The following is a 22,968-nucleotide window of genomic DNA, read 5'->3' as shown; positions in this document are numbered from 1 at the left end:
GAAATTAAACCCCTGAGCTGAGAGATGGAGATCCAGCCGGGCCGATGGAGGTTTTGATGCTGCACACCGAAATGGCCCAGTTTGGCCTATTTGCACGACAGCTGATCAAGCAGGCTGCTGCGGTGGTGTCCACCCTGCCTAAACAGAGTGAACGCCTGAAGTGGCACTCACGCCTGCAGGCTTGTCTTTATCAAAGTGAAAATCGAGCCATGGAACTGGTGATGTCCAAGGATTACCGCACCCTGAGCCTGTTGGGAGAGTCGGTGGCTGACAGCGTATCGCTGATCGGCGTCTTCTCCGACCACCCGGGCCTGTCCGATGCGGATCAACACGGTTTGGATATTGCCCTGGCCAACGTCGCCCTGATTCATTCCCGCGCCAAGCGCCTAATGAAGCAGGCCGACAATGTGGTGCCCTTCCCAGTAGCGGCTAGCGCCTGAGCTGCGCACCACTCTGACGCCCGGCCATTGGCCGGGCGTTTTCTTTTCTGCTTCCCACCCCTTAAAGAGCCAGCTCACAGGCGGTGGGGTTAGTAAGCCGTATTTTTCCGTCGCTGTCTGAGTAACTGAGAAGCTCTTGTCGAGTGAAACTGCAGTCGGTCAGCACAACCCCCTGCTGAGTCAACCTGACTCGATATGCCTCTTTCACATAGTCTGGATGGTCCTGTGTTAGATCAGGCAGGAACAGGTCAATGTCGTAGTCGTGCCCGGGTATGCGAGCGCTGAATCCATACGAGTATCGGCTCTCAGCGCTTTGCCTGACCTGGGGATTGGTGACCTTGGATAGATAGAACCGTTGTTCGCCTGAGTAGAGTTCCCGGTCGATCTGATTGAGGTCGATGGCCATGGGGTAATCGGCTTGGCTGAGCTCTACCGTCAGGGTGTGGTAGCCACGGTAGATGGTCAGCTGATCGGTCATACGGTAGCCGTCGTTGTAGAAGAGTGCCAACAGGTTGTACAGCGCCGGGTCATTCTTCTTCAGGTGCTGCCTGAGGCTCATGGGCTCGGGACGGCCGGGCAAGGCTTCGTGGGCCCTGACGTTGTTCCAGAGTTCACTGCCTACCGCCAGGTACTCAAAGCGGTTGGTGTTGATGTAGCCCATGCCGGTGCCGGTCCACAGATCTTCGGCTTGGGCGTGTTCGTAGGCGTTGGTTAACTGGGCCTCAAACTCCGGCAGCAGGGTGTCCAGAGTCAGCAGGTGGATGGAATGGGTCAGCTCATGAACCAGGGTATTTCCCTGGGTGGGGTTCGGCCTGTCTCCACGGTACGCTAGGGCCAGGGAGTTGATGCCGGTAAGCGGCAGGGCGGGAGTGGCGCCATAACCGGCTTCATCGGGGAAGTTGCGGTATTCGGGGACCAGGGTAGAGCCATAGCTGCCGGATTGAATCGGGAAGATCACCACCCGGAAGTATTTGTCATACAAAGCCTCGCGGATGAGCGGTCCCATGCCCGACTGCAGATTGTCATCACTGAGTTGATGCGCCACGATTTCGGCGGCGTTTTTAAGAAGGACGCTGCTGACCTCTTTCGGCCCCAGTATCGGGATACCCCAAACGTCGATGTACTTGGTGTAGTAATCGCTGTCCAGATTGTAGGCGTTCACGATGGCGTCGGGAACCGGAGATACCACCTCAAACTGATTTGCCTCCTGAACAGACTGCTCATGAGGTGCCGGTGATCGTGGATCCTGGGCCGGTGAGGATTTGCCCGAGCCGCAGCCGGCGAGTAGGGTGATGCCAAAGAAGGCGCATAAAGTGGGTCGCATAGGGCCTCATCAGATTGGTAAGTGTAGGCAAAATGATAGGGCCGTCTCGGTTTGGCTCAACAGGTCAAAATGTCTCAGGTCATTGAATTTACTTAATTTACACGCGAGCCGGGCGACAATGGAATGCAAAAGCTCAAGGCCAGGATTTAAGGTCAGTGGTAGCTAACCTCATGAGTTTTAGAGTGATGACCGAGTGGGGGAGGGCGTCCGAGGCCGGGCAATCAATCTCTGGGAATCCAGCACAGTTCACGAATTTCAGTTAAAGCCAGTTTTTCTGGTCCTGGCGAATCCGCTCGAGAATACGGCCCGCCAGATCCTGGGCCAAGGCCAGAGGAATGGCCGGCAGGGTCTGCTTGCCGCTGGCGAGGAACAGGGTGAGGTTGGTCAGTCCCCGTTTACGCAGGCCTGGAGTCTGGGTCAGGGTGAGCGACTGGCACTTTGCCAGGGGCAGGTAATGCCACTGTTGGCCAAGCATTCCCTGTCTTAGCCAGAGGCCATCGGCCTGGAGTTGAAAGCCGTAATGGCGCCATTTGAGCTCGATGGCCGCCATAATCACCAACCCCATCAGCAGCAGCACCAACCCGCCGTGCTCGGGCCCGAAGGGGAGGGAGGCCACCAGCAGGGAGAGCGTGAGAGACAGCCCGAGAAGCCAGGCCAGCCTCAGGTTGCGCCAAAACGGGGAGATGGACCTCCACTGCTGAGGAACAGGCACCTTTCCCACAGAATCCTGTACCAGAGCATGACGCTCCTCAGCCCTGACCGCGGGGACGATCAGAGAGCCGCGCAGCCTTTCTCCTGGCTCGCTGCCGCTTACCTGCTTCAGAGAGATCGCCCACAGTCCCACCAGCCTTGCCAGGGGGGACTGGCTCAGGGAAAGGGACTGGATGCGCCTTTTGAGCAGCAGGTCCTGCATCCGGTGCAGGGTGCCGCCGCTGAACTGCAACCGCTCCGGCTCCAGAGTGAGCCGATAAGGATGGTACTTCAGCAGGCTGACTACGCCGGATAGGACGCTGAGCAGCAGATAGAGCAGAGTCAGCAGCATCAGTGCGCCGGGAACCAGCATGGCCGGGCCCAGATTGGCAACGCTCGCCGTCCACTGGGCGGTAACGGGATGAGCTTCCAACCACTCCCACCAGGGGTACTGGTCCAACTGGCTAAACAGAGGTCCAAGAAACAGCATCAGCCAGGCCAGTTGGTTAAAGCAGAAACCATGGAGAAACAGGTGTCTCGGCTGGCGCGTCAGGTTGGTCGACGGGACCGGCTCGTCTGCGGATGCTGCCTGTTGCGGCTCGCTGGCTGTGGGAACCAGCCTGGCTTTGAGCCGGGCCGCCGACTTGGGGTCCACGGCGCACAGTACCGCTTCCTTTTCACCGCTGCCGGCGGTCTCTACCACCAGGTTGACCTTGCCAATCAGCCTCATGGGCAGGGGCTGTTCCAGCCTGACATTTTGAATGCGGGTTAGGGGCAGTTCCTGCTTTTTGCGGAACAGGGCGCCACTTCGGATGCGAAAGCGTTGCTGTTGCTCATCAAACTGAAAGCGAAACCTCAGCCACTGCAGGGCCGAGGAGATCAGTATGTGCAGTGCCATCAGGCCGATGGCCAGTGGCAGCCAGAAGTCGGGCAGTTTGGCCAATGCGCCGGTAAAGGCCACCGGCAGAACGTAGAGACCAAGTTTGGCTGCATCCAACAGGCCATTGGCGCTGAAGGCCACCACCGCCCAGGGAGACAACCTGTGCCACCCGGCCTCATGACTCATGGCGGGTTCCGGCTTTGGCCATCAGGTGCTGCCTGAGCTGCTCGGCCTGATCTGAAGGGAGGCCGGGAATGGTGATCTCTGCGTGGGGAGAGCCCGCAGTGAATCCCCGAAGAGTCGCCAGCCCATAGAAACGGTCCAAGGGGCCCTGGCTGAGGGTGACATGTTGTAACCGGCTCAGGGTCAGGCAGGTGTGCCGTTGCCAGAAGATGCCCCGGCGCACCACCAAATCCTGCTCCCTGACCATATAGCCAAGTCGTTTGGCTCGCAATTGGCTTAGGTAGACCCACAGGGCCAGAAGCACAGTCAGCACCAAGCCCGCGGCCAGCAGCCAGGGCAGGGCAAGGGCAAACACCACCATCATCAGCGCCAGCGCAATGCCTACGGGAATCACACCCACCAGCAGTGTGGTCAGGGTGACCAGTTTGAGATAGCCAGGTGCTACCTGGGTATAAGGGGTGTGCTGTGTCGGTATCCACTGCTCCTGTGGAATGGGATCGTTCAGGCTCATGAATCCTGCCATCTGCAACCGTCGTACCTCCAGAAATTAGAGGAATCGTGACCGTGACTCAAGTGTTTGGGCCGTTTTCACCGGTAAGTGGTGGCCATCTTTTGTTAGCAAATGTCAGCACTGCTGCTGCGGAGATCGTTTGGGCACCTTAGGGCAGGTAAAATGAGTTTAAGAAACGGGCAAGGCCCCGGTCCAATCGTGCTAATTCGGGCGCCGGTTAGAGGCCGTCAGCGAGGACATGATGCATCCCTTTGTAATCTTTCTGAAAAGATCACCTATGTAGAGCAACAACTCTATTGATGAAATTTATCGAATCCTATTCCGCCCCTTATGTGATGTGACGCACGTTGCAATTTCATTGATGTCTCAATTGCTTAGGTTACATCCCTCTGCTAGCTTCAATGGTGATGGAATTTCAAGCAGCTTGATTAGGCAGCGACCTAGGTCGCTTGGCTCAGGGAGGTGATGCCATGCCGAAGATGAACCTGATGGATTCGCTGTTTTTCCTGGTGGAGTCCAATCAGACCCCCATGCATGTGACACCCATGATGGTGCTGCAGCCGGATGAGGAGCATCGCGCGGACTTTGCGTTGCGTCTCTATCAAAGCCTTCTGGGAAAGCAGCCTGTCGAGGCGCCGTTCAATTGGCGCCCGAAACTGTCCATAACCGGCAATCATCGCTGGGAAGAGGTGCCGGTCGAGCTGGATTACCACGTGCGCCGCAGCGCGGTGCCGGCCCCGGGGCGTCGTGCGCAGTTAAATGAGTTGCTTTGCCGGCTTCAGTCTCAGCCTCTGGATCGCTCCCGCCCACTCTGGGAGCTGTACATCATTGACGGCATGAACGATGGCACCGTGGTGGTGTTTATGAAACTGCACCACGCGTTGTTTGATGGGGTAGGCCTCAATCGTTATGCCAAGACCATGTTGACCCGCACGCCAGACCATGAGGACTGGACCCCAATCTGGCAGTATCCCGCCAGGGCTCGGGAGCCTATGGAAGCCCCGGGTTTTGTAAAAACTGCAGTGGCGGCGCTCAGCGGCGCGGCGGGGCAGAGCAAGCTGCTGCCCGAGGCGATGCGCCTGGGGGCCCGCCTGTGTGGCCGGGCGCTGGGTGTGCGCCAGGGGGTCACCAAGGTGCCTTTCACCGCCCCTTTGTCCCTGTTCAATCGCACCCCGGCCTCGGGCCGAAGCTTTGCTTCCCTGACGGTGCCTCTGAAGCGCATCAAGGAGATCAGTGGGCGAGCCGGCGCCAGCTTCAATGACGTGGTCCTGACTGCCTGCGACATGGCCCTCAACCGGTATCTGGAAGAGCGACGCATCCAGTTGGACAGGCCTCTGGTGGTGATGATGCCCATGAGCGTTCGTGACTCGGGGCAACTCAATGCCAACAACCAGTTTGTGTTTGGCCTGGTGGAACTGAGTAAGGGGCAGTTGATGCCTCTGCAACGTCTGAATCGTGTCCGGCAGGCGGCGATGACCACCAAGAATGAAATTCGCCATTTCTCTGCGGAGTTGTATCAGAAGTACGGTGTCGCCATTCAGGGGCTGTCGCTGATTGCAGGGCGCATTGGTCTGGAGCGCAAGGTGCCCGCGTCCAGTAACCTGGTGATCTCTACGGTGCCCGGTCCGCAGGAGCGCAGGTACGTGATGGGGGCCAGGGTCACCGAAGTGTCGCCCATGTCCGCCTTGCCACCTGGGCAGAGCCTGAACATCACCACCTACAGTTTTGACGGCAAGGTGTGCTTCGGTTTCCTGGGGTGTCGCAAGGTCATTCCGGACATTGGCATGTTGGCGGCTTACCTGGACCGGGCCCTGGATGAGCTGGAGCTGTCGGCATTGACTCAGCCCATCAGCCTGTTTGACCTCTATCGTCCGGATCTTAAAGGCGAGCCCCTGAGTCAGGAGACAGAGATCATTCAGAACAAGACGCGGTTAAGAGGTGAGGTCGGCTGATGCACACAGAGCTTCCTCCTGTGGAGACGGTAAATCAGGTGCCCAGCTGGCAGGCGAGGGTATACAACCGCATTTTGAAGATCGGCTTTAAACGGCCAATTCAGAACAAGAGCCAGATATCCGAGGTGCGCAAGGTGGCGGCCTCCATGGACAGATTGGCGGTGATGCCCAAGGGAGCCCGTTGCCAGGGATACCTTATCGATGGTCTCTCCTGTCACTGGTACCGGATGCCGCAAAGCTGCAGCGGTAAGGTGATTCTCTATCTCCATGGCGGTGGGTTCGTCATCAAGACCCCACAGACCCACGGTGCCATGTTGGCTCGCCTTTGCGGTCATGCCGGGGCGACAGGGGTGATGGTGGATTACCCACTGGCACCGGAGCACCGGGTTGAGAGGGCATACGACGATGCTCTGGCTGCTTATGAGCGGGTGCTGGAGTCGGGGGTGAATCCTCAGCAGGTGGTGATCGCCGGCGACTCAGCCGGAGGCAACCTGACCCTGTCGACTCTTGTCGCCATTCGCGACACGGGGTTGCCAGCCCCGGCCGGTGCCATTCTGCTCTCCCCCTGTACTGATCTGACCCTCTCCGGAGACTCGGTCCTGGGCAACCTGGATAGAGACCCCATGCTCAGCGCCTCATTCCTGGCCCTGGTGCGTGATTCGGTCGAGGGCAGTGCCGGAATGGAGACCAACCCCAGATACTCCCCCTATCACGCCGACCTGTCCGGATTGCCGCCAGTGCTGGTGGTGGTGGGGACCGAAGAGCTGCTGCTGGATGACGCCAGGGCGGTGGCGGCCAAGCTGAAACAGAGCGGCAACCTCGGTGAACTGAGGGTGTGGCAGGGGATGCCCCATGTGTTTCAGCTGATGCACAGAGTGCCGGAGGCCAAGCGCAGCCTTGGGGAGTGCGGCGAGTTTATCCGCCAGTGCTTTGCCCGGTCTCCCGGGTTAACTGATGCGTCTCGAACCACTGCTGAATAAACTCCAGAAACAGTCTGAGTTTATGGGTCATTAACTGGCGGTCAACGTAGACGGCATAAAGCTCCATGGTGCCGAAATGGTGATCCGCCATCAGCCTGGTCAATTGACCCGAGGCCAGCTCGTCGCGCACATCCACTTCGGCAATCCGTGCCATCCCCAGTCCATCCAGGATGAACTGACGTCTGGCCTGTGAATTGTCGGTGATCACGTCTCCGTGAACCTCAACCTCCTCAATTTTCCCCCTGAAACCCACACTGGTTCGATTCGGATGGCGAGAGAAGCGGTGGATGATCCAGTTGTGCAGCTTGAGGTCGCTGATCCTCTTCGGGGTGCCGTATCGCTCAAGATATTCAGGGCTGGCGCACAGCAGGTAGGGGCACTTGAGCACCGGTCTGGCCACCAGCTGACTGGGCAAAAGCGGGCCAAATCGAAACGCCACGTCGATGTTTTCTGCCACCAGTTCCTGTATCTGGTCGTTCATAATCAGTTCGATGCCGATGGCGGGGTAAAGGCGCCTGAAGGCGATGATGGCCGGTACGATGTGGCGGGTGCCGAAGTTGGCGGTGCAGGTGACCTTGAGCCTGCCCTTGGGTTCCCCCTGCAGCTCCGCCAGGCGTTCTTCGGCGGCCTGAATCTCCGATTGCACCCGTAAGCAGCTGTGATAGTAGTCCTGACCGGCTTCGGTCAGGCTAAGCTTTCGGGTGGACCGGTTCAGCAGCTTGACTCCAAGCCTGGACTCCAGTTGTTTCACCTGCTGGCTGACCGCCGCCTTGGAGAGGGAGAGGGTCTTGGCCGCCTGGGTGAAGCTGCCTTCGGTCACGACGGTGGCAAAGATCTGCATCGCGTCTGAGGTGCTGCGCATGAACGCTCCGATTGTTTAGGTTTAATTGACAGTGTTCTCGCAAAAACGAATATTTACATACAATGGTGGAGGGCTACAATGCCTGACATCAAGAAACCCCGGTGACATTGCACAAGGAGTCCGCCGTGAACAACTTCGATTATCAAAATCCCACCCGCATCCTGTTTGGGCAGGGCGAGATTGCCAACATCGGTAACTGCATTCCTGAAGGCAGCAAGGTTCTGGTGCTCTACGGCGGCGGCAGCATCAAGGCCAATGGTGTGTATCAGCAGGTGGCCGACGCCCTGGCAAACTATCAATGGTTCGAGCACGGCGGCATCTCTCCTAACCCCAAATATGACGAGCTGATGGGCGCGGTTGAGAAGGTGAAGGCCGAAGGGATCGATTTTCTGCTGGCTGTGGGAGGCGGCTCCGTCGCTGACGGCACCAAGTTTGTGGCGGCGGCGGCCCTGTACGAAGGACAGGATCCCTGGGATATCCTGGCGAAGCAGGTGCCCGTCACTCAGGCTCTGCCTCTGGGCACCATCCTGACTCTGCCGGCCACCGGCTCGGAAGCCAACGGCAACTCAGTGGTGACCCGCGGCGAAGACAAGCTGGCGTTCAGCTCCCCTCTGGTGTTCCCCCAGTTCTCCGTTCTGGACCCCACCACCACCTACACTCTGCCGGCCCGCCAGGTGGCCAACGGTGTGGTTGACGCCTTCGTTCATGTAATGGAGCAGTATCTGACCTACCCGGTGAATGCCCCCATTCAGGACAGGTTTGCCGAATCCCTGCTGCTGACCCTGATTGAGGAGGGCCCCAAGGCCCTGGCCGACGTCGGCAAGCCTGCCGAGGAGCAGAACTACGGCGTACGTGCCAACATCATGTGGGCGGCCACCTTGGCGCTGAACACTTTGATTGGTAAGGGTGTTCCCCAGGACTGGGCGACCCACATGATCGGTCACGAGCTGACGGCCGCCCTGGGACTGGATCATGCCCAGACCCTGGCCATCGTCCTGCCCAACCTGATGCAGGCCCAGCGTGTCACCAAGGGCGCCAAGATGGTTCAGTATGCCGAGCGGGTGTGGGGCATCACCGAGGGCGACGACGACGCCCGCATCGATGCGGCCATTGCCAAGACCCGCGCCTTCTTCGAGCAGATGCAGGTGAAAACCCGCATCAGCGAGTACGGCCACGGTGCCGATGTGGTGGACACCCTGGTGGCACAGCTGGAACGTCATGGCATGGTGAAACTGGGTGAGCACGGCGACATCGATCTGGCCCGCAGTCGCGCCATTCTGGAAGCCGCCGTATAGAATGGCGGTGTAACTGAAAGAAAACCGTCTCTCTATGAGGCGGTTTTTTTTATGCATAACATCTTGCACAGAGATACGGGCAACTATTATCAATCGCACGTTATTGTAGACACAACATGAGCCAGAGATGCGCCTCTCAGGAAAGTTACTGCAAGGTGATCATTATCAAATCACAGTAACTATTTCTGTTAGTACAATGAATTTGCCACTCCTATTTTTAAAATTGGAATTGGTGATTGTTTTACTCGGTCAGGTATGGAGCACGCTGGGTTGATCTGCCCGGAAATGTAAGAATCAGGACTACACTAGGGAAAGTCTCATGAGTTCCGTTCATTTTAGGGCATTAAAAGTGGCATTGATCCCACTACTGATTTGGACTGCACTGATAGTGTTCTCTTATCTGTGGAATGCCAAGTCCATCAGCGGACAGATCATGGGCCAGGCCTATGCCGAAGCGAAAACCAACCTTAATAAGGACATCACTTTTCGGCGCTGGGGCACCGAGCACGGCGGTGTTTATGTGCCCATAACCAATACTCAACAGTCGGTACCCTGGCTGGACCATATTCCAGATCGCGATGTTGTTACCACCGGCGGCCTGAAACTGACCCTGTTGAACCCCGCCACCATGCTGCATCAGATGATGGACGCTTATGCCGAAGCCTATGGTGTGAGGGAGCGCATAACCGGGTTGAAGCAACTGAATCCTAATAATAAACCTGACCAATGGGAAACTGATCATCTGCAGGCTTTTGACCGGGGGGAGAGCAAAGAGGTCTGGGCTGAGGTGGAGATCGATGGGGAGCCCTACCTGCGCTACCTGCGGGCGATGTACATGGAACCGGGGTGTGATAAATGCCACGGCATATTGGGTTATAAAACCGGAGATATGCGTGGGGCTATCGGGTTGAATCTTCCGCTTTCACCCTATTTCGACATGATTGATGAGTCTGAGAAAAACCTGCTGCTCACCTATTTGTCAATTTGGTTGTTAATCGGAATGCTCATGGTGACCTTTGGGTATCTGACAATTATCCAAAGGTCAGAAAAGGCTCGCCGGGATCAGGAGCGTTTGAAATCTCAGAAAGCTCTCCGAATTTATGGGAACGCATTTGAAAGCAGTGGTGATGCCATTCTTATTGCGGACAGTAAAAATAGAATTTTTGATGTTAATTCTGCTTTCGTGAAGATGACGGGCTATACCTTGCAAGATGTTAGGGGAAGGAGGACATCAATCCTATCCAGTGGGGAAACCGAGACGGATGTGTATACCGAAATGTGGCGTCGGCTCACTAAATTCGGTTTTTGGAGTGGTGAGCTTTGGAACCGGAGAAAAAGTGGCGAAAATTATCCTGTTTGGACATCGATTACCCTGGTGACTGACCGGGTGGAGTCAGAATCTTTTTACATCGCAAATTATCGGGATATCAGTGAACAGAAAGAGGTTCAGGCCCAGATATCTCATCTGGCTCATCATGATGTTCTGACGGGGCTGAGCAACCGATACAGCCTTGAAGAGCGCCTGGGACAGGCGATGCTGAGCTGTACTCGAGCCGAAAAGGCGTTAGCGGTGATCTTCATCGACCTAGATCGATTCAAGAACATCAACGACTCACTCGGGCATCAGGCGGGAGACCAGTTTCTGGTTAAAGTGGCCGATCGATTAAGAACATGCGTTCGTGAAGAGGATATTGTTGCCCGCATTGGTGGCGATGAGTTTGTCATAGTGATCACCGGACTCCAGGAGCAGCGTAAGGTGTCCGTTATTGCGGAAAAGCTGATGAGAGTCATTCACAGGCCCTATCAGTTGAACAGTCGCAAGCTGGAGACCACAGCCAGTATCGGTGTCTGCCTCTATCCGAATGACGCCCTGACTGTCGCTGACCTGCTGAAAAATGCCGACGTGGCCATGTACCAGGCTAAAGCGAGGGGGGGCAACAACTATCAGTTTTTCTCGCCGGTGATGTCCATCGCCGCCAATGAGAGGCTGGAGTTGGAATACGCTATGCGTTCGGCGTTAAAACAGGGACGATTTGAGCTTTATTTCCAGCCTCAGCTGGATTCTGTTGATCGCTCTCTTTGTGGTGTTGAGGCCCTGTTGCGTTGGAACGATCCGAGTCGGGGGATGGTGCCACCGGATAAGTTTATTCCCATTGCCGAGGAAACGGGATTCATCATTCCTCTGGGTGAGTGGGTGTTGGAACAAGCCTGCAGAAAGCTCTCCGAGTTAAAGCTGAGTCAAGATAAACCCATCAAAGTGGCGGTCAACATTTCAGTGAGGCAGCTGCAGTCGGATGCCCTGGTGAGTACGGTGGCCCGGCTCATGGAGCAGTACGAAATAGAAGAGAACGAGCTGCAGATTGAAATCACAGAATCGGCTGCCATGCAGGAGCCGGAGTTTGCCGCTCATCAGCTTACTCTGTTGAGCAACCTGGGCGTGCAGTTGGCAATTGACGACTTTGGTACCGGCCACTCCTCACTGGTTTATCTCAAGCGACTGCCGATTCACACCCTGAAGCTTGATCGTACCTTCGTGGGCGATATCGGTGCGGATGAGGGGGATGAGGAGATATGTATCGCCACCATCTCTCTGGCTCACAGCTTGGGGTTGAAGGTGATTGCAGAGGGCGTAGAGACCCGGGAGCAGATGAAATTTCTGGTGTCACACCGATGCGACTACCTTCAGGGCTTTCTGTTCAGCAAGCCTCTGTCCGAACCGGATCTGGACCGGTTTATTGAGAGAGAGCGTCAGTTTTACTGGTAACCCCCGCAGCGCTTTTTTAACAAAAAAATCCCCGCGTCTGCGGGGATTTTTCCGGTTCGGGCTCGCTTAGCTTTCGGCCTGCTGCAGTTCACCGGCAGGTTCCAGCTCCTCTTTGCCCAGCATCTTCTTAATCAGCTGGGAAGCGCTGAAGGCCACCGCCACCATCACCACCGCCATCAAGGTCAGCATACCGAAGTAGTCGCCATAGAGGTTCTGAACGATGGACTGGGTGATCTCCTGGCCTTTCTCCACGGCGATGGAGGTGGAGAACACCGCGCTCACCACGCCGGAGAGGGCGATGGAGACGGAGAACAGGCTGACGGAGAACGCCTCGATGTGCTTGGGGGTCACCTGCAGGATGAAGGCCACCACCATGGAGCCAACAATCACCTCGGCCAGGGCCTGGAAGAAGTGAATCACCAGGAACACCTCGGGGCGAATCACCACGTCGGTGCCCACGGTCATCACCGCCAGGGTCAGGGTACCGAACGCCATGGCGGTCAGGATAAAGGCGAAGCCGACCTTGGTGGCGGTGGTGAAGTGGATGCCACGCTTCTCCAGGGAGGAGAACACCAGGGCGATCAGCGGGCCGCCAACCATACACCACATGGGGTTCATCGCCATGGAGGCCTCGGGAGCCAGCGGGATAAAGCCAAACAGGTCGCCACGCATGGTGTTGATGCTCACCAGGGTCATGGAGGTCATCATCTGGCCGTAGTAGACGAAGAAGGCGATGGAGAGCATCACCATGATCAGGATGGTACCCATGCGCATCGCTTCAGGCTTCTTGGCCTTGAACATCAGCACCACCAGGTAGCCGATGGCGCCCAGGCCGATGGCGTAGACGATGTTCTTACCGACCTCCATGTTGGAGAACATGAAGAACACCAAGCCGATCATGGCGATGGAGATGGCGACAAACAGGGCCCAGTTGGTCATGCTTACCGGCTTGCGGTCGATCTCAGGGCTGATTTCCAGCAACGGCTTACGGTTTACCACCATCAGCACGAAGGCCAGTATCGCCATGGCGGAGGAGAGGGCGAAGCTGCCATTGAAACCGATCACCAGGATGATCATCGGGAAGGCGTACTGGCTGATGAAGGCGCCGATGTTGTTGATGGAGTAGTTCACCGCATAGCCGTTCTCGAAGTCCTCTTCAGTCTTGAAGGTGCGTTTGAACAGCGGCGAATAAGCGGGGAACATCAGGCCACGGGCGTAACTGGCCAGGGCGATGCCCGCCAGGCTCATGGGCACATTGGCCATGGAGGCGCCCAATACCAGCAGGGCGTAGCCGCCGCCGAAGCAGGTAAAGGAGAGACTCAGGGAGCGGTAAGCGCCCAGGAAGCGGTCGGCGATAAAGCCGCCGGCAATGGCAAACAGGGGGCCAATGGCCGAGAAGGCACCCACCACCATCATGGTATCGGCTTCGGAGTACCCCAGGTCTTCCAGGAAGAAGCGGGTCAGTACCGCCATTACGCCATAGAAGGACATGCCAAACATCATCTGGCACACCATCATGGACCTATTCAATCGGTTCCACATAACTACTTCTCTTTGTAGGAACTTTCTGCTCTCAATGGTTGAAAAGAGAACAAATTCAATGATTACAACAGGTTGCGGATTTTACCACTGAGCAGCCCGATCCCCTACGCACGACCTCGCAAAGCGGAATATTGTTCTGTGCCATTCCGGGGTGATTTTGTAAATAATCCTTTACGGGAATGAGATTGGGCTGTGTTGTTCAGTCGGGTGTGACTGAATGTGTGGCTGGGTCAATTCAAAACAAGCCCCGCTGTTGCGGGGCCTGTTTGTGCTGGGCAAACCTTAAGGCAGGTAGGTCAGCAGCCTGGTTTTCACCTCACTGGAGGCAAAGGCGTTTTCCACGCTGACCCGGTAGATCTCGAAGTACTCCTCGAGGGTCAGTTCGAACTCGGCCATCACCTTACGAACCTCATCGGTCATGGTGGTGTTGGAGACGGTGCGGTTGTCGGTGTTGATGGTGATCAGCACCCCGTCTTTGTGGAATGCCTTGACCGGGTGAGTCGCCAGAGACTCCACCGCCTTGGTCTGGACGTTGCTGCTGGGACAGGTTTCCAGCGCAACAGACCGGTCTTTCACCAGCTGATAGGCGTCCGGGTGCCCCTTGATGTGGATGCCGTGACCGATACGCTCGGCCCCCAGCAGTGCCACGGCGTCGTGCACATTCTGTCCATCCCCCTGCTCACCGGCATGGATGGTTACCCTGAATCCCTTGTCTCGGGCGTACTGGGCGTAGGGGATGAACTCATGGCAGAAGCCGGAACGTTCGCTGCCCGCCAGATCGAAGGCCACCACCCCTTTGCCCAGGTAATGGGCACCGGCGTCGATGACGTCATTGATGTGATCTTTGGGCATGGTGCGCAGTATGGAGAGGATGTAGTTTCCCCGAATGTCATACTGTTGTTCGGCGCGCTGCATCCCCCTGATGGCACTGCCAATAATCTGATCAAGCTCCAGCCCTTTCTGCCTATGCAGCAGCGGGCCGAAACGCACCTCCAGGTACTTCACGTTCTCCAGGGCGGCGTCTTCAAACAACTCGAAGGAGATACGCTCAATCGCCTCTTCGGTCTGCATCACAGACAGGGGCAACTCGAAGCGGGAGAGGTATTGATCCAGATTGGGGCAAGTCTCAGGGGCGATCATCAGCGACTTGATATGATCGACATCTTCACTGGGCAGAGACAACTGTTGGCGACGGGCCAGGTCAATGATGGTCTGGGGGCGTACGCTGCCGTCCAGGTGGCAATGAAGATCGATCTTGGGCAAGTCAAAGTGATTCATGAGTCTCTACCTTTCTATAAGGAAAAAAGCTAAAGACTTCATAATCAAGAATTTGCGGCTCTTGGTAGAAACTCCCGAACCATATCATCGGGATTATATGAAGCAATGTTCGCGGCGAGTCTACCACAGCACCAATTAGGTTGCCAAGCGGGGTGGAATGGGTGTTTTTCGCTGCCTCACTGTTACGTTTTGGTGACCTGTGCCACTCGGTGCTCAGCCGGCAGTGACACCTCTTTCAACGTGATCCAGGCCCCGTAGAGGGGCTCTTGCTCTTGGAGGTGCGTCGCGACGCCAGAGCAAATAGGGTACACTGGCCGCCAGATTTGGACCGGCGCCGTCTTCAGGACAAGGTTGGACCTGGGTTGCCGGTCTGTGAAAGTCACCATGTAAATGGAACACAACTATAATGAATTCAACAAAAACAGAGACTCTCTTCAGGGGCTACCCAAAGAACTTCTGGGTCGCGAACGGCGTTGAACTGCTGGAGCGAGCCGCCTATTACGGGGTGTTCATCGTCATCACCCTCTACCTCTCGCGAATCCTGGGCTTCAGTGACGTTGAAGCGGCGTGGATCTCCGGTTCTTTCTCCGCAGGCCTCTACTTCCTGCCCACTTTCTCCGGCGCCATTGCCGATCGCATCGGTTTCAGAAACTCGCTGATGCTGGCGTTCGGCCTGCTGACCATAGGTTACGCCAGCCTGGCGTTCCTGCCAGTCGCCCTGGAGGCCCAGGGGCTGGTGGAGTACGGCCGTCAGGTGGTCTATCACGGCCTGCGCGAAGCGGATATTCGCTGGGCCATTGTGCCAGTGATGGTCGTCATCATGATTGGTGGCTCCTTCATCAAGGCGGTGATCACCGCCACCGTGGCCAAGTCCACCACCGCCGAGACCCGTGCCAAAGGCTTCTCCATCTTCTACATGATGGTGAACATCGGCGCCTTCTCCGGCAAGACCGTGGTGAAGCCCCTGCGTGAATCCATGGGCGATCTGGGCCTGGTGAACCTCAACTACTTTGCCGCGGCGATGACCGCCATCGCCTTCGTCAGCATCTTCCTGTTCTTCAAGACCAACGAAACCGCCGATGAAAAGCGCTCTTTGGCCGACACCTGGGCGGCACTGATCAAGGTACTGACCAATGGCCGCCTGATCACCCTGACCCTGATCATTACCGGTTTCTGGATGGTGCAGCACCAGTTGTACGCCACCATGCCCAAGTACGTTCTGCGTATGGCCGGTGAAGGCGCTTCGCCCTCCTGGTACGCCAACGTAAACCCCTTCGTGGTGGTCATGACCGTAGGCATTGTGACCTCCATGATGCGTGGTCGTACTGCGTTGCAGTCCATGACCGTTGGTATGTTCATCATGCCTCTGTCGGCGCTGGCCATGGCCTCAGGCAACATGCTGGATGGTAACGTGGATCTGGGCTTTATGCAGATGCACCCGGTGGCCTTCATGATGATCATGGGTATCGTCCTGCAGGGGCTGGCGGAGTCCTTCATCTCCCCCCGCTTCCTGGAATACTTCTCCTTGCAGGCACCCAAGGGCGAAGAGGGCCTCTACCTGGGCTTCTCCCATCTGCACTCCTTCATCAGCTCGCTGCTGGGCTTCGGCCTTTCCGGTTACCTGCTGGAAGCCTACTGTCCGGATCCGCGCCTGTTCGCCTCCCAGGCTGAATGGGCCGCAGCGGCCAGCAACGCGCACTACATCTGGTACTTCTTTGCCGGCATCGCCGCCGTGTCTGCCGTGTCTCTGATCATCTACGGTAAGGTGATTGGTCGCATGGACCGCAAGCTTGAGGCTCAGACGGCCACCGCCTGATAGCACTCATCCAGACAGCAAAAAGGGTCCGCTTCGGACCCTTTTTTAATGGCGGTATCGCTACAACCTAAAGGCGATCGTCGATGACGGTGCCCGGCGGGAAGGCCTGCTGAAAGGCGCCGCTTTTGAGCATGTTCTGTTCCAGTCGGTTTTGAGCGTCCCTGTTGGTTTGCTGAGAGTCACTGGTGTCAGACAGACTGGCCGCTTCAGCGGGAGCGGTCTCTGCATTGTCATTGGATTGAATGGCACCGGACACGGCGGCAGAGCGGGTCGCCTCGGTGGTGTTTGATTCCTGTGAGTCTGGGTCTGCCTGTTGCTCCAATTCGGCCAGCTCCAGGGTGGCCTGATTCATGATGATGGACGCCTGGGCGGCAACCCGCCGGTCCTGGTTGGAGGGCTGCATCGGCGCATTGGCGGCGCGGATCACCGTTTCCATCTTGTCGATGGTGGCCTGAGGGTCGCCGTCCACCTTGCTGGTGTCGATGCTGACCTCACCATTTTGGGCGTACATGCGACCATCACTGCCGCGGACAAACTCATACTCTGGGGAGCCTGCGTGTTTGCCTCCGGCACGGGCGTGCGCCTGCTCGTGGGTGCGCACCTCCTGATCCCGGGCTTTCAGGGTGTCCAGTTGTTGTTCGACCAGTTTGGCGTCGGGATCCTGGCTCGAGGCCTTGGGAGTTTCCTCGCCTTGAGCGCCGCTGCTGACCTCGATGCGGCTATCCCTGCGCTCCTGCTGGCCCTGGGGATCGCTTTTCTGGCCTTCCCGGGCGGCGGTGGCAGCATCGGCGTTGACCGGCACGCTGCCCTGAGGGTTGGCCGGAGCAGGCTGGGTGGCGGTCGCGACGGTCGCCGGGGCGACGTAGGGAGCGGTGTGGGTCAACTGCATGGGGTTAACGGCTCAAGGTGGATTGATGGCGGCTATTATTGCATAAAATCAGGGCGGTTACAGAAGCATCAGCAAGGACTGGCCTGCCTGCAGGCCGAGTGCTAAGGTGGACAGCTGTACCCCTTCTCTGTGCTTTGGACCTGACTATCTATGCTTCACTCCGCCGTTGCCGGGTTCAGTCTTGGCCTTTCCCTGATCCTGCCCATTGGCGCGCAAAATGCGTTTGTATTGCGACAGGGGGTGGCCAGGCAGCATGTCCTGCTGATCTGCAGCATCTGCGCATTCTCCGATGCGCTGCTGATCAGCGCCGGCGTGTTTGGCTTCGGTGAACTGCTGCTACTTCACCCTCAGGTGGCCGAGTGGGCCCGATGGGGTGGGGCCGTGTTCTTAAGCCTGTATGGCCTAATGAGCCTGAGGTCCGCCTGGAAGGCCCGTCACGCCATGAGTGGTCTCGGAGGGGGTGAGCAGAGCGCCGTCCGGGCGGCGATGATGTGTCTGGCCATTACCTGGCTCAATCCACACGTCTATCTGGATACCATAGTGCTGTTGGGTTCGGTCTCCACCGGATACGATGCCAAGGGCGCCTTCGCCTTTGGTGCCGTCAGCGGCTCCTTCCTGTTCTTCTACTCCGTGGGGTTTGGCGCCAGGCTGTTGTCGCCGCTGTTCAGCCGTGCCCGAGCCTGGCAGTGGCTGGAAGCTCTGGTGGGGGTGGTGATGCTGCTGCTTGCCTATAACCTGATCACCACCAACCTGGGTTAACCGGAGCGAGCGGCTTCATATCGACGCCTGAAGCCCTTCCAGGGTGAGATCTACAGTACGCTGCTGACCATAGAGGAGTAGGGTCGAGGCGTTCAACAACAAAGGGTCTCTCTGGGGGCCCTTTGTCTTCTGCTTGGTCAGCCCTGCTGCTGAGGACTGTCGGAATTCCTTAGGGGCTTTAGGGGGGCAAAGAAGTCACAGGCCTCTCTGACGGCACTGGTCGGCTGCTCCCAGGCACCGCATAGGTCGCGCTGATTTTCCGGTTTACGGATAAATTGGCGGCACTGTCCACATCGCTTCATGGCTGACTCCTTCTCTGCTCTTTAACCTATGCTGGATTTTCGACCTTAGCACGGCGTCAGTGATTGAAAATTCATATTAGATGACTGACCAGTCATAAGTGGGAGCCGGATCCCGCAAACGCCGCCGAAGGAGTTCAGAGTTTCACTAGGTCAGATCCAGGCTGAGCCATAACCTGTCCTTGTGCTGGATCCCCTGTTCGAACAGAGGCTCGGGGTAGTGAGTCAGAAAGTAATCGCGCTGGACCTGGGTAACCCGGAATCCCAGCCGCTGATAAAAGGTAAGTTGGGGGCCAAAGCTTCCTGTGCCCAGTTCGACCCGATGTATCCCCTTGGCAGACAATTGCTCCAGGGTCCAGCGCAGCAGTGCGGTGCCGATGCCTTGCCCCTGGCTCAAGGGTTGGACGGCCAGATTAACAATCTCGGCCGCGCCGTTTTGCCCGGGCAGCACCAGGCAGGCGCCCAGATATTGATCCTGCTGTCTGGCAGCAAACATCCAGCACTTGTCGATATAGCTCCGTATGTTTTCTTCGCAGGGATCCGCTTCCAACAGCAGGGAGATGGGTAGCTGAGATGGCGATGCGTGGACCAGTTCCATGTTTTACATTCCGATGGATCGGGGCAGGAAGAGAATCAGCATATTACAGAATTGGGCTTGATCTTAGCTAATGCCGAAGTGGGCGGTTATGGGCATACTGAGTATTGTTTTTCCTATTAGGACAGTGAGATGAGACGTCTATTTCTAATTGGGCTATTGGCGGCGGCGACGGCACTGGGGGCACAGGCAAAACAGCTACAGCCTCATGTGGCGTACGGTTGGGATGACAAAATAGACAACCAGAAAGATCACCCCGAGTACAGTGTCGCCATACTGGCTCCGGCCATCTTCACTAACCCCAGAGCCGAGACCTACAAGGTGCATCAGGGCCGCTTCTGGCAGTGTGCGACCCGGGATGAGAACGGTCAGTGTACCCATGTTAAGTTTGTTGGTTATACCGCGGAGGCAGAGCAGACCATGGCGAGTAATGAGATCCCCATGAGCCGAGAAGAGTATCGTCGTACCAAAGAGCTGATCGAGCAGATGATGATGGAGCTCAGGTTTCGTGGTTTGGAGGACAGCCACCCGATGATTCAGCAGGCGTTGAAGCAGGGGAAGGCGATGCACATGAGGTTGCTGACCCAAGAGCAGGAGTAGCGAGTTGCCCTACACTTAGGGGTTGTCTCTGTCGATTGACAGAGGCCATCTCACTCATAAACGGGAGGCAGCTATGGGCTCATTGGCAAGCATTGTCGAGCGGGGTTGGCAGGCGGTCGGCGCCGGCGAGTTTGATCAACTGGTTGAGGATTATGTCGACGAGATGTCCTTTATCATGCCGGGGCAGACGGATTGTCTCGAGGGGCGGGGTGCCTTTCGCCAAGCCTTGAACGGTCTGGGGGAGATTCTTCCTCCCGGATTTGAGATAACGGGCATGCGTCATTTGGAGGGGGATCAGGAGGTGATCTCCGTCGTTGAGTGGCGCTCAGACAAGATCGCCGCCTCCCAGCTCACGGTGCTGTTCAAGTTTACCGGTGACAAGATCCATGAAGAGAGATGGTTTATCGATACCCGGCAGTGGCAGGAGGCTTTTTAGGGCCCAGCATCTGGCGTAGGAGATCCCCTCTAACATCTGTCATCCGCGCTCCATCAATCTCCTCTGATTCGCTGCAGCCTCACTGATAAGGGCTGCAGCTCCAGGTTTGTCAGTATCTATCTGATTGTTATATATTGATTTGTTCCTTCTTAATTGTTGGGGGCCAGGATGGCGTCAGGACAGTGTAATTGTGGAGCGGTGGCCTTTGAGATCGCCGCCCCCATCTCGCAGATCTATGTGTGTCACTGCTCCATCTGCCGTAAGGCGACGGGGACCAATGGCATCGCCGTGGTGGTAGTGAGCAACAATGCGTTTCGCTGGGTACGAGGCCAGGAGAAGATTACCACCTGGAAAAAGCCCGATGCGGATTGGCAAAAGTGGTTCTGTACCACCTGTGGTTCGCCGCTGCCGGGTGCAAACGATGCAGAAAGTACGTTCGTCCCCGCAGGCCTGCTGACCGGGGGAGACGAGCAGCTCAAGGTGGCCCATCATATCTGGGTCGACTCCAAGGCGCACTGGGATGAGATTGGCGACAGCGGCAAGCTTCATCCCGAAGCCTTTGGCGGTTAGTCCTTAAGAATGATGCCCGGCAAACATGCTAGGTGATCTATTTCGCCCACCTCAGAATGTAGGCGAAACAACAATATATAAGCAGTAATCAACAAAGGAAGTAGTATGAAGAAGTTTGTTTTGGCCGCCTCTCTGGCCTTAGCTTTGGCCGGCTGTGCCTCGACGCCGGTACTGAATGGATCTCCCATCGAAGTGACTCAGGAACACGTCGAGAATTACTGGGTGTTGAAGCAGTCGCAATTCAGCACCAAATCGAGATATAAGAAGTTGCCCAAGCAGGGCGCCGTGGTAGAGGTGAGGTACCTGATTGACTCCAATGGTAAGACTCACGAAGCAGAGGTGATCAAGGCTGAACCTGTCGATGATTGGAATCGTACCGCACTGAAGGCCGTCGATGTGATGGAGTATGACAATGCTCCAGGCAATGAATCACTGACGCCTGTCTATGTGGTGACCTCCTTTACCTTCAAGATCTAGTCCGAGCCGGACATCTTCTGTTTTCAAAACGCAAATAGCCCCCTCCGGAGTGCTTGCATTCTGCAGCACTCCTCAAATGCTCTTTTATATAAGCATACAATTCAAATAGATAGATTGTCTTTCAGCTTGTGCACGCTTCTTGCTAAACCTGTTCAGGTAACCGAGGAGTGAGTCATGAGTCTGATAATGGGTTTCTATACCCCTCAGTGGCAGGCGCAGCACCACAAGATTGCTCATGCCCTGGGGGAGCGCTACCCCTTTGCCCGCTGCATCAAAGATGATCATTGTGTGTTGCTCTGTGACAGTGAGGACAACTGGGGCTCGGGCGACTGGCATCAGCGCGGTGAGGTGGTGCTGTGCTGTTTTGGTCACCCCTTGCTTAGCGGCGATCGCCACCGAGACCTGATACGCCTGACCCACGAAGAGTTCGATCCTGTTCGCCTTAACGATGCTCAGGGCAGTTACTTGCTGGTTCATTACAACCGGCTCAAACAGAAGTTGACCCTGTGCGCCGATCCTCTGTCACTGCGTCCCTTCTACACCATGGAGTTGGGTGGCGGAATCCTGTTCTCCAATCGAATGAAACCCCTGGCAGAGATTGCCGGAGTCGTTGACCGGAACAAGGCGGCCCAGCTGGAGTACGCATTGCTTGGCTACACCCTGGGCAGCCACACGCCTTATGCGGGTCTCCGAGCCAGTCGTCCCGGGGAGATGCTTAGCATAGACAGCGGCGGCTTGCAGCGTAGCCGGCATCATTCCTGGCGCTACGGCGTTCCCCTGGATGAAGACCAGGGGGTTCTGGCTCTGGATTGGGCGTTCAAGCAGGCCGTCGGCCGCTATTGCGGAGATGATTCCGCTTTCGTGTCCACTCTCAGCGGCGGCCTGGATTCCCGGGTGATTGCCACTGAGCTGATGCGAAGGCGTGCCGACATTCATTGTCTGAACTTTTCCCGGGAGCAGAGTCTGGACCTCTGGTGTGCCCAGAGCTTTGCACAGCATCATCAGCTGCCGCTCAGCGTAGTGGAAGTGGAGGACACTCAGGCGCTGAGCTGCGAGCAGCGGCTGGGGCAACACTGGACCCCGGAGACGTTTGACCACTACCACAATGTGGAACGCCCCAGGCTCATCTGGTCTGGCAATGGCGGCAGCGTCTGTGTCGGGTTGGTATTCACTTCCAGCTCTGTGCTTGAGGCTATCGCTCAGGGCGATCCCGAGGCGGTGATCGATGCCTACATAGAGCAGCAGCAGGCCCATGTGCCCCTGGCTCTGGTGAGCGATGGTGCCAATGAGCAGCTGAGGTTCAAGGAGCGACTGATGGCGGCCCTGGGAGAGCATGGCCATCTGCCCATGGGTAAGGCCTGGCAGCTGTTTCTATGGGAGAACGATCAGCATCAGCATGTGGCGGTGCCCTTCGAGGAGATGGAGCAGTTCAATCTGGACTTCTATCTGCCGTTTTACGCCAAAGGGGTGCTGGAGGCGATGTTTGCCATGCCCATGGAAGCCGCCGCCCGCCATGGGGTCTACATGAGCTGGGTAAACCGATGCTACCCGCAGATGCTGGCGACGCCCTGGCAGACCTATCCCGGCCACATTCCCTGTCCTCTGGCGATCCCTGAGTCGTTGCAGCATCAGTGGCAGTTTCGATTGCCCAGAGGCACACGTCATCATTTGCAGAGGAAAGGGTGGCAGGCGATCTTGCGGGGGCAGGGGACACTCAACAAGGGCGCCATTGCCGCGCGCTGTCTGGCGGACCTGCTGGGGGTCAGGGACACCAGCGCTCATCTGAAGTTTGTGGCTCAGTATGAACGCTGGTAGTTGGTGTGCCG

At 57.0% G+C, this 22,968-nt stretch carries 21 protein-coding genes and 1 riboswitch; of the genes, 12 read left to right on the top strand and 9 right to left on the bottom strand.

The window, feature by feature from the left end; all coding sequences use genetic code 11:
- The first annotated feature begins 56 nt into the window (after positions 1 to 56).
- Positions 57 to 440, top strand: coding sequence for a hypothetical protein (locus G505_RS0107585; RefSeq protein ID WP_028109021.1), 384 nt, complete (start codon positions 57 to 59; stop codon positions 438 to 440).
- Between the two features lie 61 nt (positions 441 to 501).
- On the opposite strand, the gene G505_RS0107580 is transcribed toward G505_RS0107585, so the two are convergent.
- From G505_RS0107580 to G505_RS20880, 3 genes are all read right to left on the bottom strand, one after another.
- Positions 502 to 1,764, bottom strand: coding sequence for a hypothetical protein (locus G505_RS0107580; RefSeq protein ID WP_028109020.1), 1,263 nt, complete (start codon positions 1,762 to 1,764; stop codon positions 502 to 504).
- A 259-nt stretch (positions 1,765 to 2,023) separates the two neighbouring features.
- Positions 2,024 to 3,520: a PH domain-containing protein gene (locus G505_RS0107575; protein WP_028109019.1), complete on the bottom strand. Its 1,497-nt coding sequence runs from the start codon at positions 3,518 to 3,520 to the stop codon at positions 2,024 to 2,026.
- Positions 3,510 to 4,028, bottom strand: coding sequence for a PH domain-containing protein (locus tag G505_RS20880; protein ID WP_169628197.1), 519 nt, complete (start codon positions 4,026 to 4,028; stop codon positions 3,510 to 3,512). The genes G505_RS0107575 and G505_RS20880 overlap by 11 nt, the downstream gene beginning before the upstream one ends.
- Before the next feature lie 470 nt (positions 4,029 to 4,498).
- On the opposite strand from G505_RS20880, the gene G505_RS0107565 reads away from it, so the two are divergent.
- Positions 4,499 to 5,980 carry a wax ester/triacylglycerol synthase family O-acyltransferase gene (locus G505_RS0107565; protein WP_028109018.1) on the top strand — a complete coding sequence of 494 codons (1,482 nt, stop codon included), beginning with the start codon at positions 4,499 to 4,501 and terminating at the stop codon, positions 5,978 to 5,980.
- Positions 5,980 to 6,960 (top strand): alpha/beta hydrolase, encoded by a 981-nt coding sequence (locus G505_RS20875; RefSeq protein WP_051215974.1) that lies wholly within the window; start codon positions 5,980 to 5,982, stop codon positions 6,958 to 6,960. Before G505_RS0107565 ends, G505_RS20875 begins: the two co-directional genes overlap by 1 nt.
- Here G505_RS20875 and G505_RS20870 read toward each other — a convergent pair.
- Positions 6,896 to 7,822, bottom strand: a complete 927-nt coding sequence (locus G505_RS20870; protein ID WP_051215973.1) for a LysR family transcriptional regulator — start codon at positions 7,820 to 7,822, stop codon at positions 6,896 to 6,898. The genes G505_RS20875 and G505_RS20870 overlap by 65 nt on opposite strands.
- A gap of 125 nt (positions 7,823 to 7,947) precedes the next feature.
- Between G505_RS20870 and G505_RS0107550 the strand changes: the two genes are divergently transcribed.
- Both G505_RS0107550 and G505_RS20865 read left to right on the top strand, forming a co-directional pair.
- Positions 7,948 to 9,117, top strand: a complete 1,170-nt coding sequence (locus G505_RS0107550) for an iron-containing alcohol dehydrogenase (RefSeq protein ID WP_028109017.1) — start codon at positions 7,948 to 7,950, stop codon at positions 9,115 to 9,117.
- A 319-nt stretch (positions 9,118 to 9,436) separates the two neighbouring features.
- Entirely contained in the window at positions 9,437 to 11,881 is a 2,445-nt protein-coding gene (locus G505_RS20865) for an EAL domain-containing protein (RefSeq protein ID WP_051215972.1), read from the top strand.
- 66 nt (positions 11,882 to 11,947) lie between these two features.
- Here G505_RS20865 and G505_RS0107540 read toward each other — a convergent pair whose 3' ends face one another.
- Positions 11,948 to 13,423, bottom strand: coding sequence for a peptide MFS transporter (locus G505_RS0107540; protein WP_028109016.1), 1,476 nt, complete (start codon positions 13,421 to 13,423; stop codon positions 11,948 to 11,950).
- A 282-nt stretch (positions 13,424 to 13,705) separates the two neighbouring features.
- Positions 13,706 to 14,701, bottom strand: a complete 996-nt coding sequence (add, locus tag G505_RS0107535) for an adenosine deaminase (RefSeq protein ID WP_028109015.1) — start codon at positions 14,699 to 14,701, stop codon at positions 13,706 to 13,708.
- A 21-nt stretch (positions 14,702 to 14,722) separates the two neighbouring features.
- Positions 14,723 to 14,822, bottom strand: a riboswitch (purine riboswitch).
- A gap of 285 nt (positions 14,823 to 15,107) precedes the next feature.
- Between add and G505_RS0107525 the strand changes: the two genes are divergently transcribed.
- Positions 15,108 to 16,517: an MFS transporter gene (locus G505_RS0107525; RefSeq protein ID WP_028109013.1), complete on the top strand. Its 1,410-nt coding sequence runs from the start codon at positions 15,108 to 15,110 to the stop codon at positions 16,515 to 16,517.
- A gap of 67 nt (positions 16,518 to 16,584) precedes the next feature.
- Here the strand turns inward: G505_RS0107525 and G505_RS20860 are convergent, their stop codons facing one another.
- Entirely contained in the window at positions 16,585 to 17,406 is an 822-nt protein-coding gene (locus tag G505_RS20860) for a putative metalloprotease CJM1_0395 family protein (RefSeq protein ID WP_051215971.1), read from the bottom strand.
- Positions 17,407 to 17,556: 150 nt separating this feature from the next.
- On the opposite strand from G505_RS20860, the gene G505_RS0107515 reads away from it, so the two are divergent.
- Entirely contained in the window at positions 17,557 to 18,165 is a 609-nt protein-coding gene (locus G505_RS0107515) for a LysE/ArgO family amino acid transporter (protein ID WP_028109012.1), read from the top strand.
- Positions 18,166 to 18,302: 137 nt separating this feature from the next.
- Here the strand turns inward: G505_RS0107515 and G505_RS23170 are convergent, their stop codons facing one another.
- Together G505_RS23170 and G505_RS0107505 are read right to left on the bottom strand one after the other, a co-directional pair.
- Positions 18,303 to 18,467 carry a hypothetical protein gene (locus G505_RS23170; protein WP_169628196.1) on the bottom strand — a complete coding sequence of 55 codons (165 nt, stop codon included), beginning with the start codon at positions 18,465 to 18,467 and terminating at the stop codon, positions 18,303 to 18,305.
- Between the two features lie 145 nt (positions 18,468 to 18,612).
- Positions 18,613 to 19,062 (bottom strand): GNAT family N-acetyltransferase, encoded by a 450-nt coding sequence (locus tag G505_RS0107505; RefSeq protein WP_028109011.1) that lies wholly within the window; start codon positions 19,060 to 19,062, stop codon positions 18,613 to 18,615.
- A gap of 129 nt (positions 19,063 to 19,191) precedes the next feature.
- Here G505_RS0107505 and G505_RS0107500 point away from each other — a divergent pair, with 129 nt between their 5' ends.
- From G505_RS0107500 to G505_RS20855, 5 genes are all read left to right on the top strand, one after another.
- Positions 19,192 to 19,659 (top strand): hypothetical protein, encoded by a 468-nt coding sequence (locus G505_RS0107500; RefSeq protein WP_028109010.1) that lies wholly within the window; start codon positions 19,192 to 19,194, stop codon positions 19,657 to 19,659.
- Positions 19,660 to 19,732: 73 nt separating this feature from the next.
- On the top strand, positions 19,733 to 20,095 hold the full coding sequence (locus G505_RS0107495; protein ID WP_028109009.1) for a nuclear transport factor 2 family protein: 363 nt from the start codon (positions 19,733 to 19,735) through the stop codon (positions 20,093 to 20,095).
- A 168-nt stretch (positions 20,096 to 20,263) separates the two neighbouring features.
- Positions 20,264 to 20,665, top strand: a complete 402-nt coding sequence (locus tag G505_RS0107490; RefSeq protein ID WP_028109008.1) for a GFA family protein — start codon at positions 20,264 to 20,266, stop codon at positions 20,663 to 20,665.
- A gap of 105 nt (positions 20,666 to 20,770) precedes the next feature.
- On the top strand, positions 20,771 to 21,142 hold the full coding sequence (locus G505_RS0107485) for an energy transducer TonB family protein (protein ID WP_028109007.1): 372 nt from the start codon (positions 20,771 to 20,773) through the stop codon (positions 21,140 to 21,142).
- Positions 21,143 to 21,316: 174 nt separating this feature from the next.
- Entirely contained in the window at positions 21,317 to 22,957 is a 1,641-nt protein-coding gene (locus G505_RS20855) for an asparagine synthase-related protein (RefSeq protein ID WP_051215970.1), read from the top strand.
- Positions 22,958 to 22,968 lie beyond the last annotated feature (11 nt).

The organism is Ferrimonas futtsuensis DSM 18154, from assembly GCF_000422645.1.
Classification (GTDB): domain Bacteria; phylum Pseudomonadota; class Gammaproteobacteria; order Enterobacterales; family Shewanellaceae; genus Ferrimonas; species Ferrimonas futtsuensis.
The sequence above is the reverse complement of the archived record's forward strand: the minus strand, read 5'-3'. Positions and strand labels throughout refer to the sequence as shown.

Bases quoted from the DNA above. Each gene is read 5' to 3' on its own strand.
- G505_RS0107585 (WP_028109021.1), top strand. From the start codon at position 57: ATGCTGCACACCGAAATGGCCCAGTTTGGCCTATTTGCACGACAGCTG.
- G505_RS0107580 (WP_028109020.1), bottom strand. From the start codon at position 1,764: ATGCGACCCACTTTATGCGCCTTCTTTGGCATCACCCTACTCGCCGGC.
- G505_RS0107575 (WP_028109019.1), bottom strand. From the start codon at position 3,520: ATGAGTCATGAGGCCGGGTGGCACAGGTTGTCTCCCTGGGCGGTGGTG.
- G505_RS20880 (WP_169628197.1), bottom strand. From the start codon at position 4,028: ATGAGCCTGAACGATCCCATTCCACAGGAGCAGTGGATACCGACACAG.
- G505_RS0107565 (WP_028109018.1), top strand. From the start codon at position 4,499: ATGCCGAAGATGAACCTGATGGATTCGCTGTTTTTCCTGGTGGAGTCC.
- G505_RS20875 (WP_051215974.1), top strand. From the start codon at position 5,980: ATGCACACAGAGCTTCCTCCTGTGGAGACGGTAAATCAGGTGCCCAGC.
- G505_RS20870 (WP_051215973.1), bottom strand. From the start codon at position 7,822: ATGCGCAGCACCTCAGACGCGATGCAGATCTTTGCCACCGTCGTGACC.
- G505_RS20865 (WP_051215972.1), top strand. From the start codon at position 9,437: ATGAGTTCCGTTCATTTTAGGGCATTAAAAGTGGCATTGATCCCACTA.
- G505_RS0107540 (WP_028109016.1), bottom strand. From the start codon at position 13,423: ATGTGGAACCGATTGAATAGGTCCATGATGGTGTGCCAGATGATGTTT.
- add (WP_028109015.1), bottom strand. From the start codon at position 14,701: ATGAATCACTTTGACTTGCCCAAGATCGATCTTCATTGCCACCTGGAC.
- G505_RS0107525 (WP_028109013.1), top strand. From the start codon at position 15,108: ATGAATTCAACAAAAACAGAGACTCTCTTCAGGGGCTACCCAAAGAAC.
- G505_RS20860 (WP_051215971.1), bottom strand. From the start codon at position 17,406: ATGCAGTTGACCCACACCGCTCCCTACGTCGCCCCGGCGACCGTCGCG.
- G505_RS0107515 (WP_028109012.1), top strand. From the start codon at position 17,557: ATGCTTCACTCCGCCGTTGCCGGGTTCAGTCTTGGCCTTTCCCTGATC.
- G505_RS23170 (WP_169628196.1), bottom strand. From the start codon at position 18,467: ATGAAGCGATGTGGACAGTGCCGCCAATTTATCCGTAAACCGGAAAAT.
- G505_RS0107505 (WP_028109011.1), bottom strand. From the start codon at position 19,062: ATGGAACTGGTCCACGCATCGCCATCTCAGCTACCCATCTCCCTGCTG.
- G505_RS0107500 (WP_028109010.1), top strand. From the start codon at position 19,192: ATGAGACGTCTATTTCTAATTGGGCTATTGGCGGCGGCGACGGCACTG.
- G505_RS0107495 (WP_028109009.1), top strand. From the start codon at position 19,733: ATGGGCTCATTGGCAAGCATTGTCGAGCGGGGTTGGCAGGCGGTCGGC.
- G505_RS0107490 (WP_028109008.1), top strand. From the start codon at position 20,264: ATGGCGTCAGGACAGTGTAATTGTGGAGCGGTGGCCTTTGAGATCGCC.
- G505_RS0107485 (WP_028109007.1), top strand. From the start codon at position 20,771: ATGAAGAAGTTTGTTTTGGCCGCCTCTCTGGCCTTAGCTTTGGCCGGC.
- G505_RS20855 (WP_051215970.1), top strand. From the start codon at position 21,317: ATGAGTCTGATAATGGGTTTCTATACCCCTCAGTGGCAGGCGCAGCAC.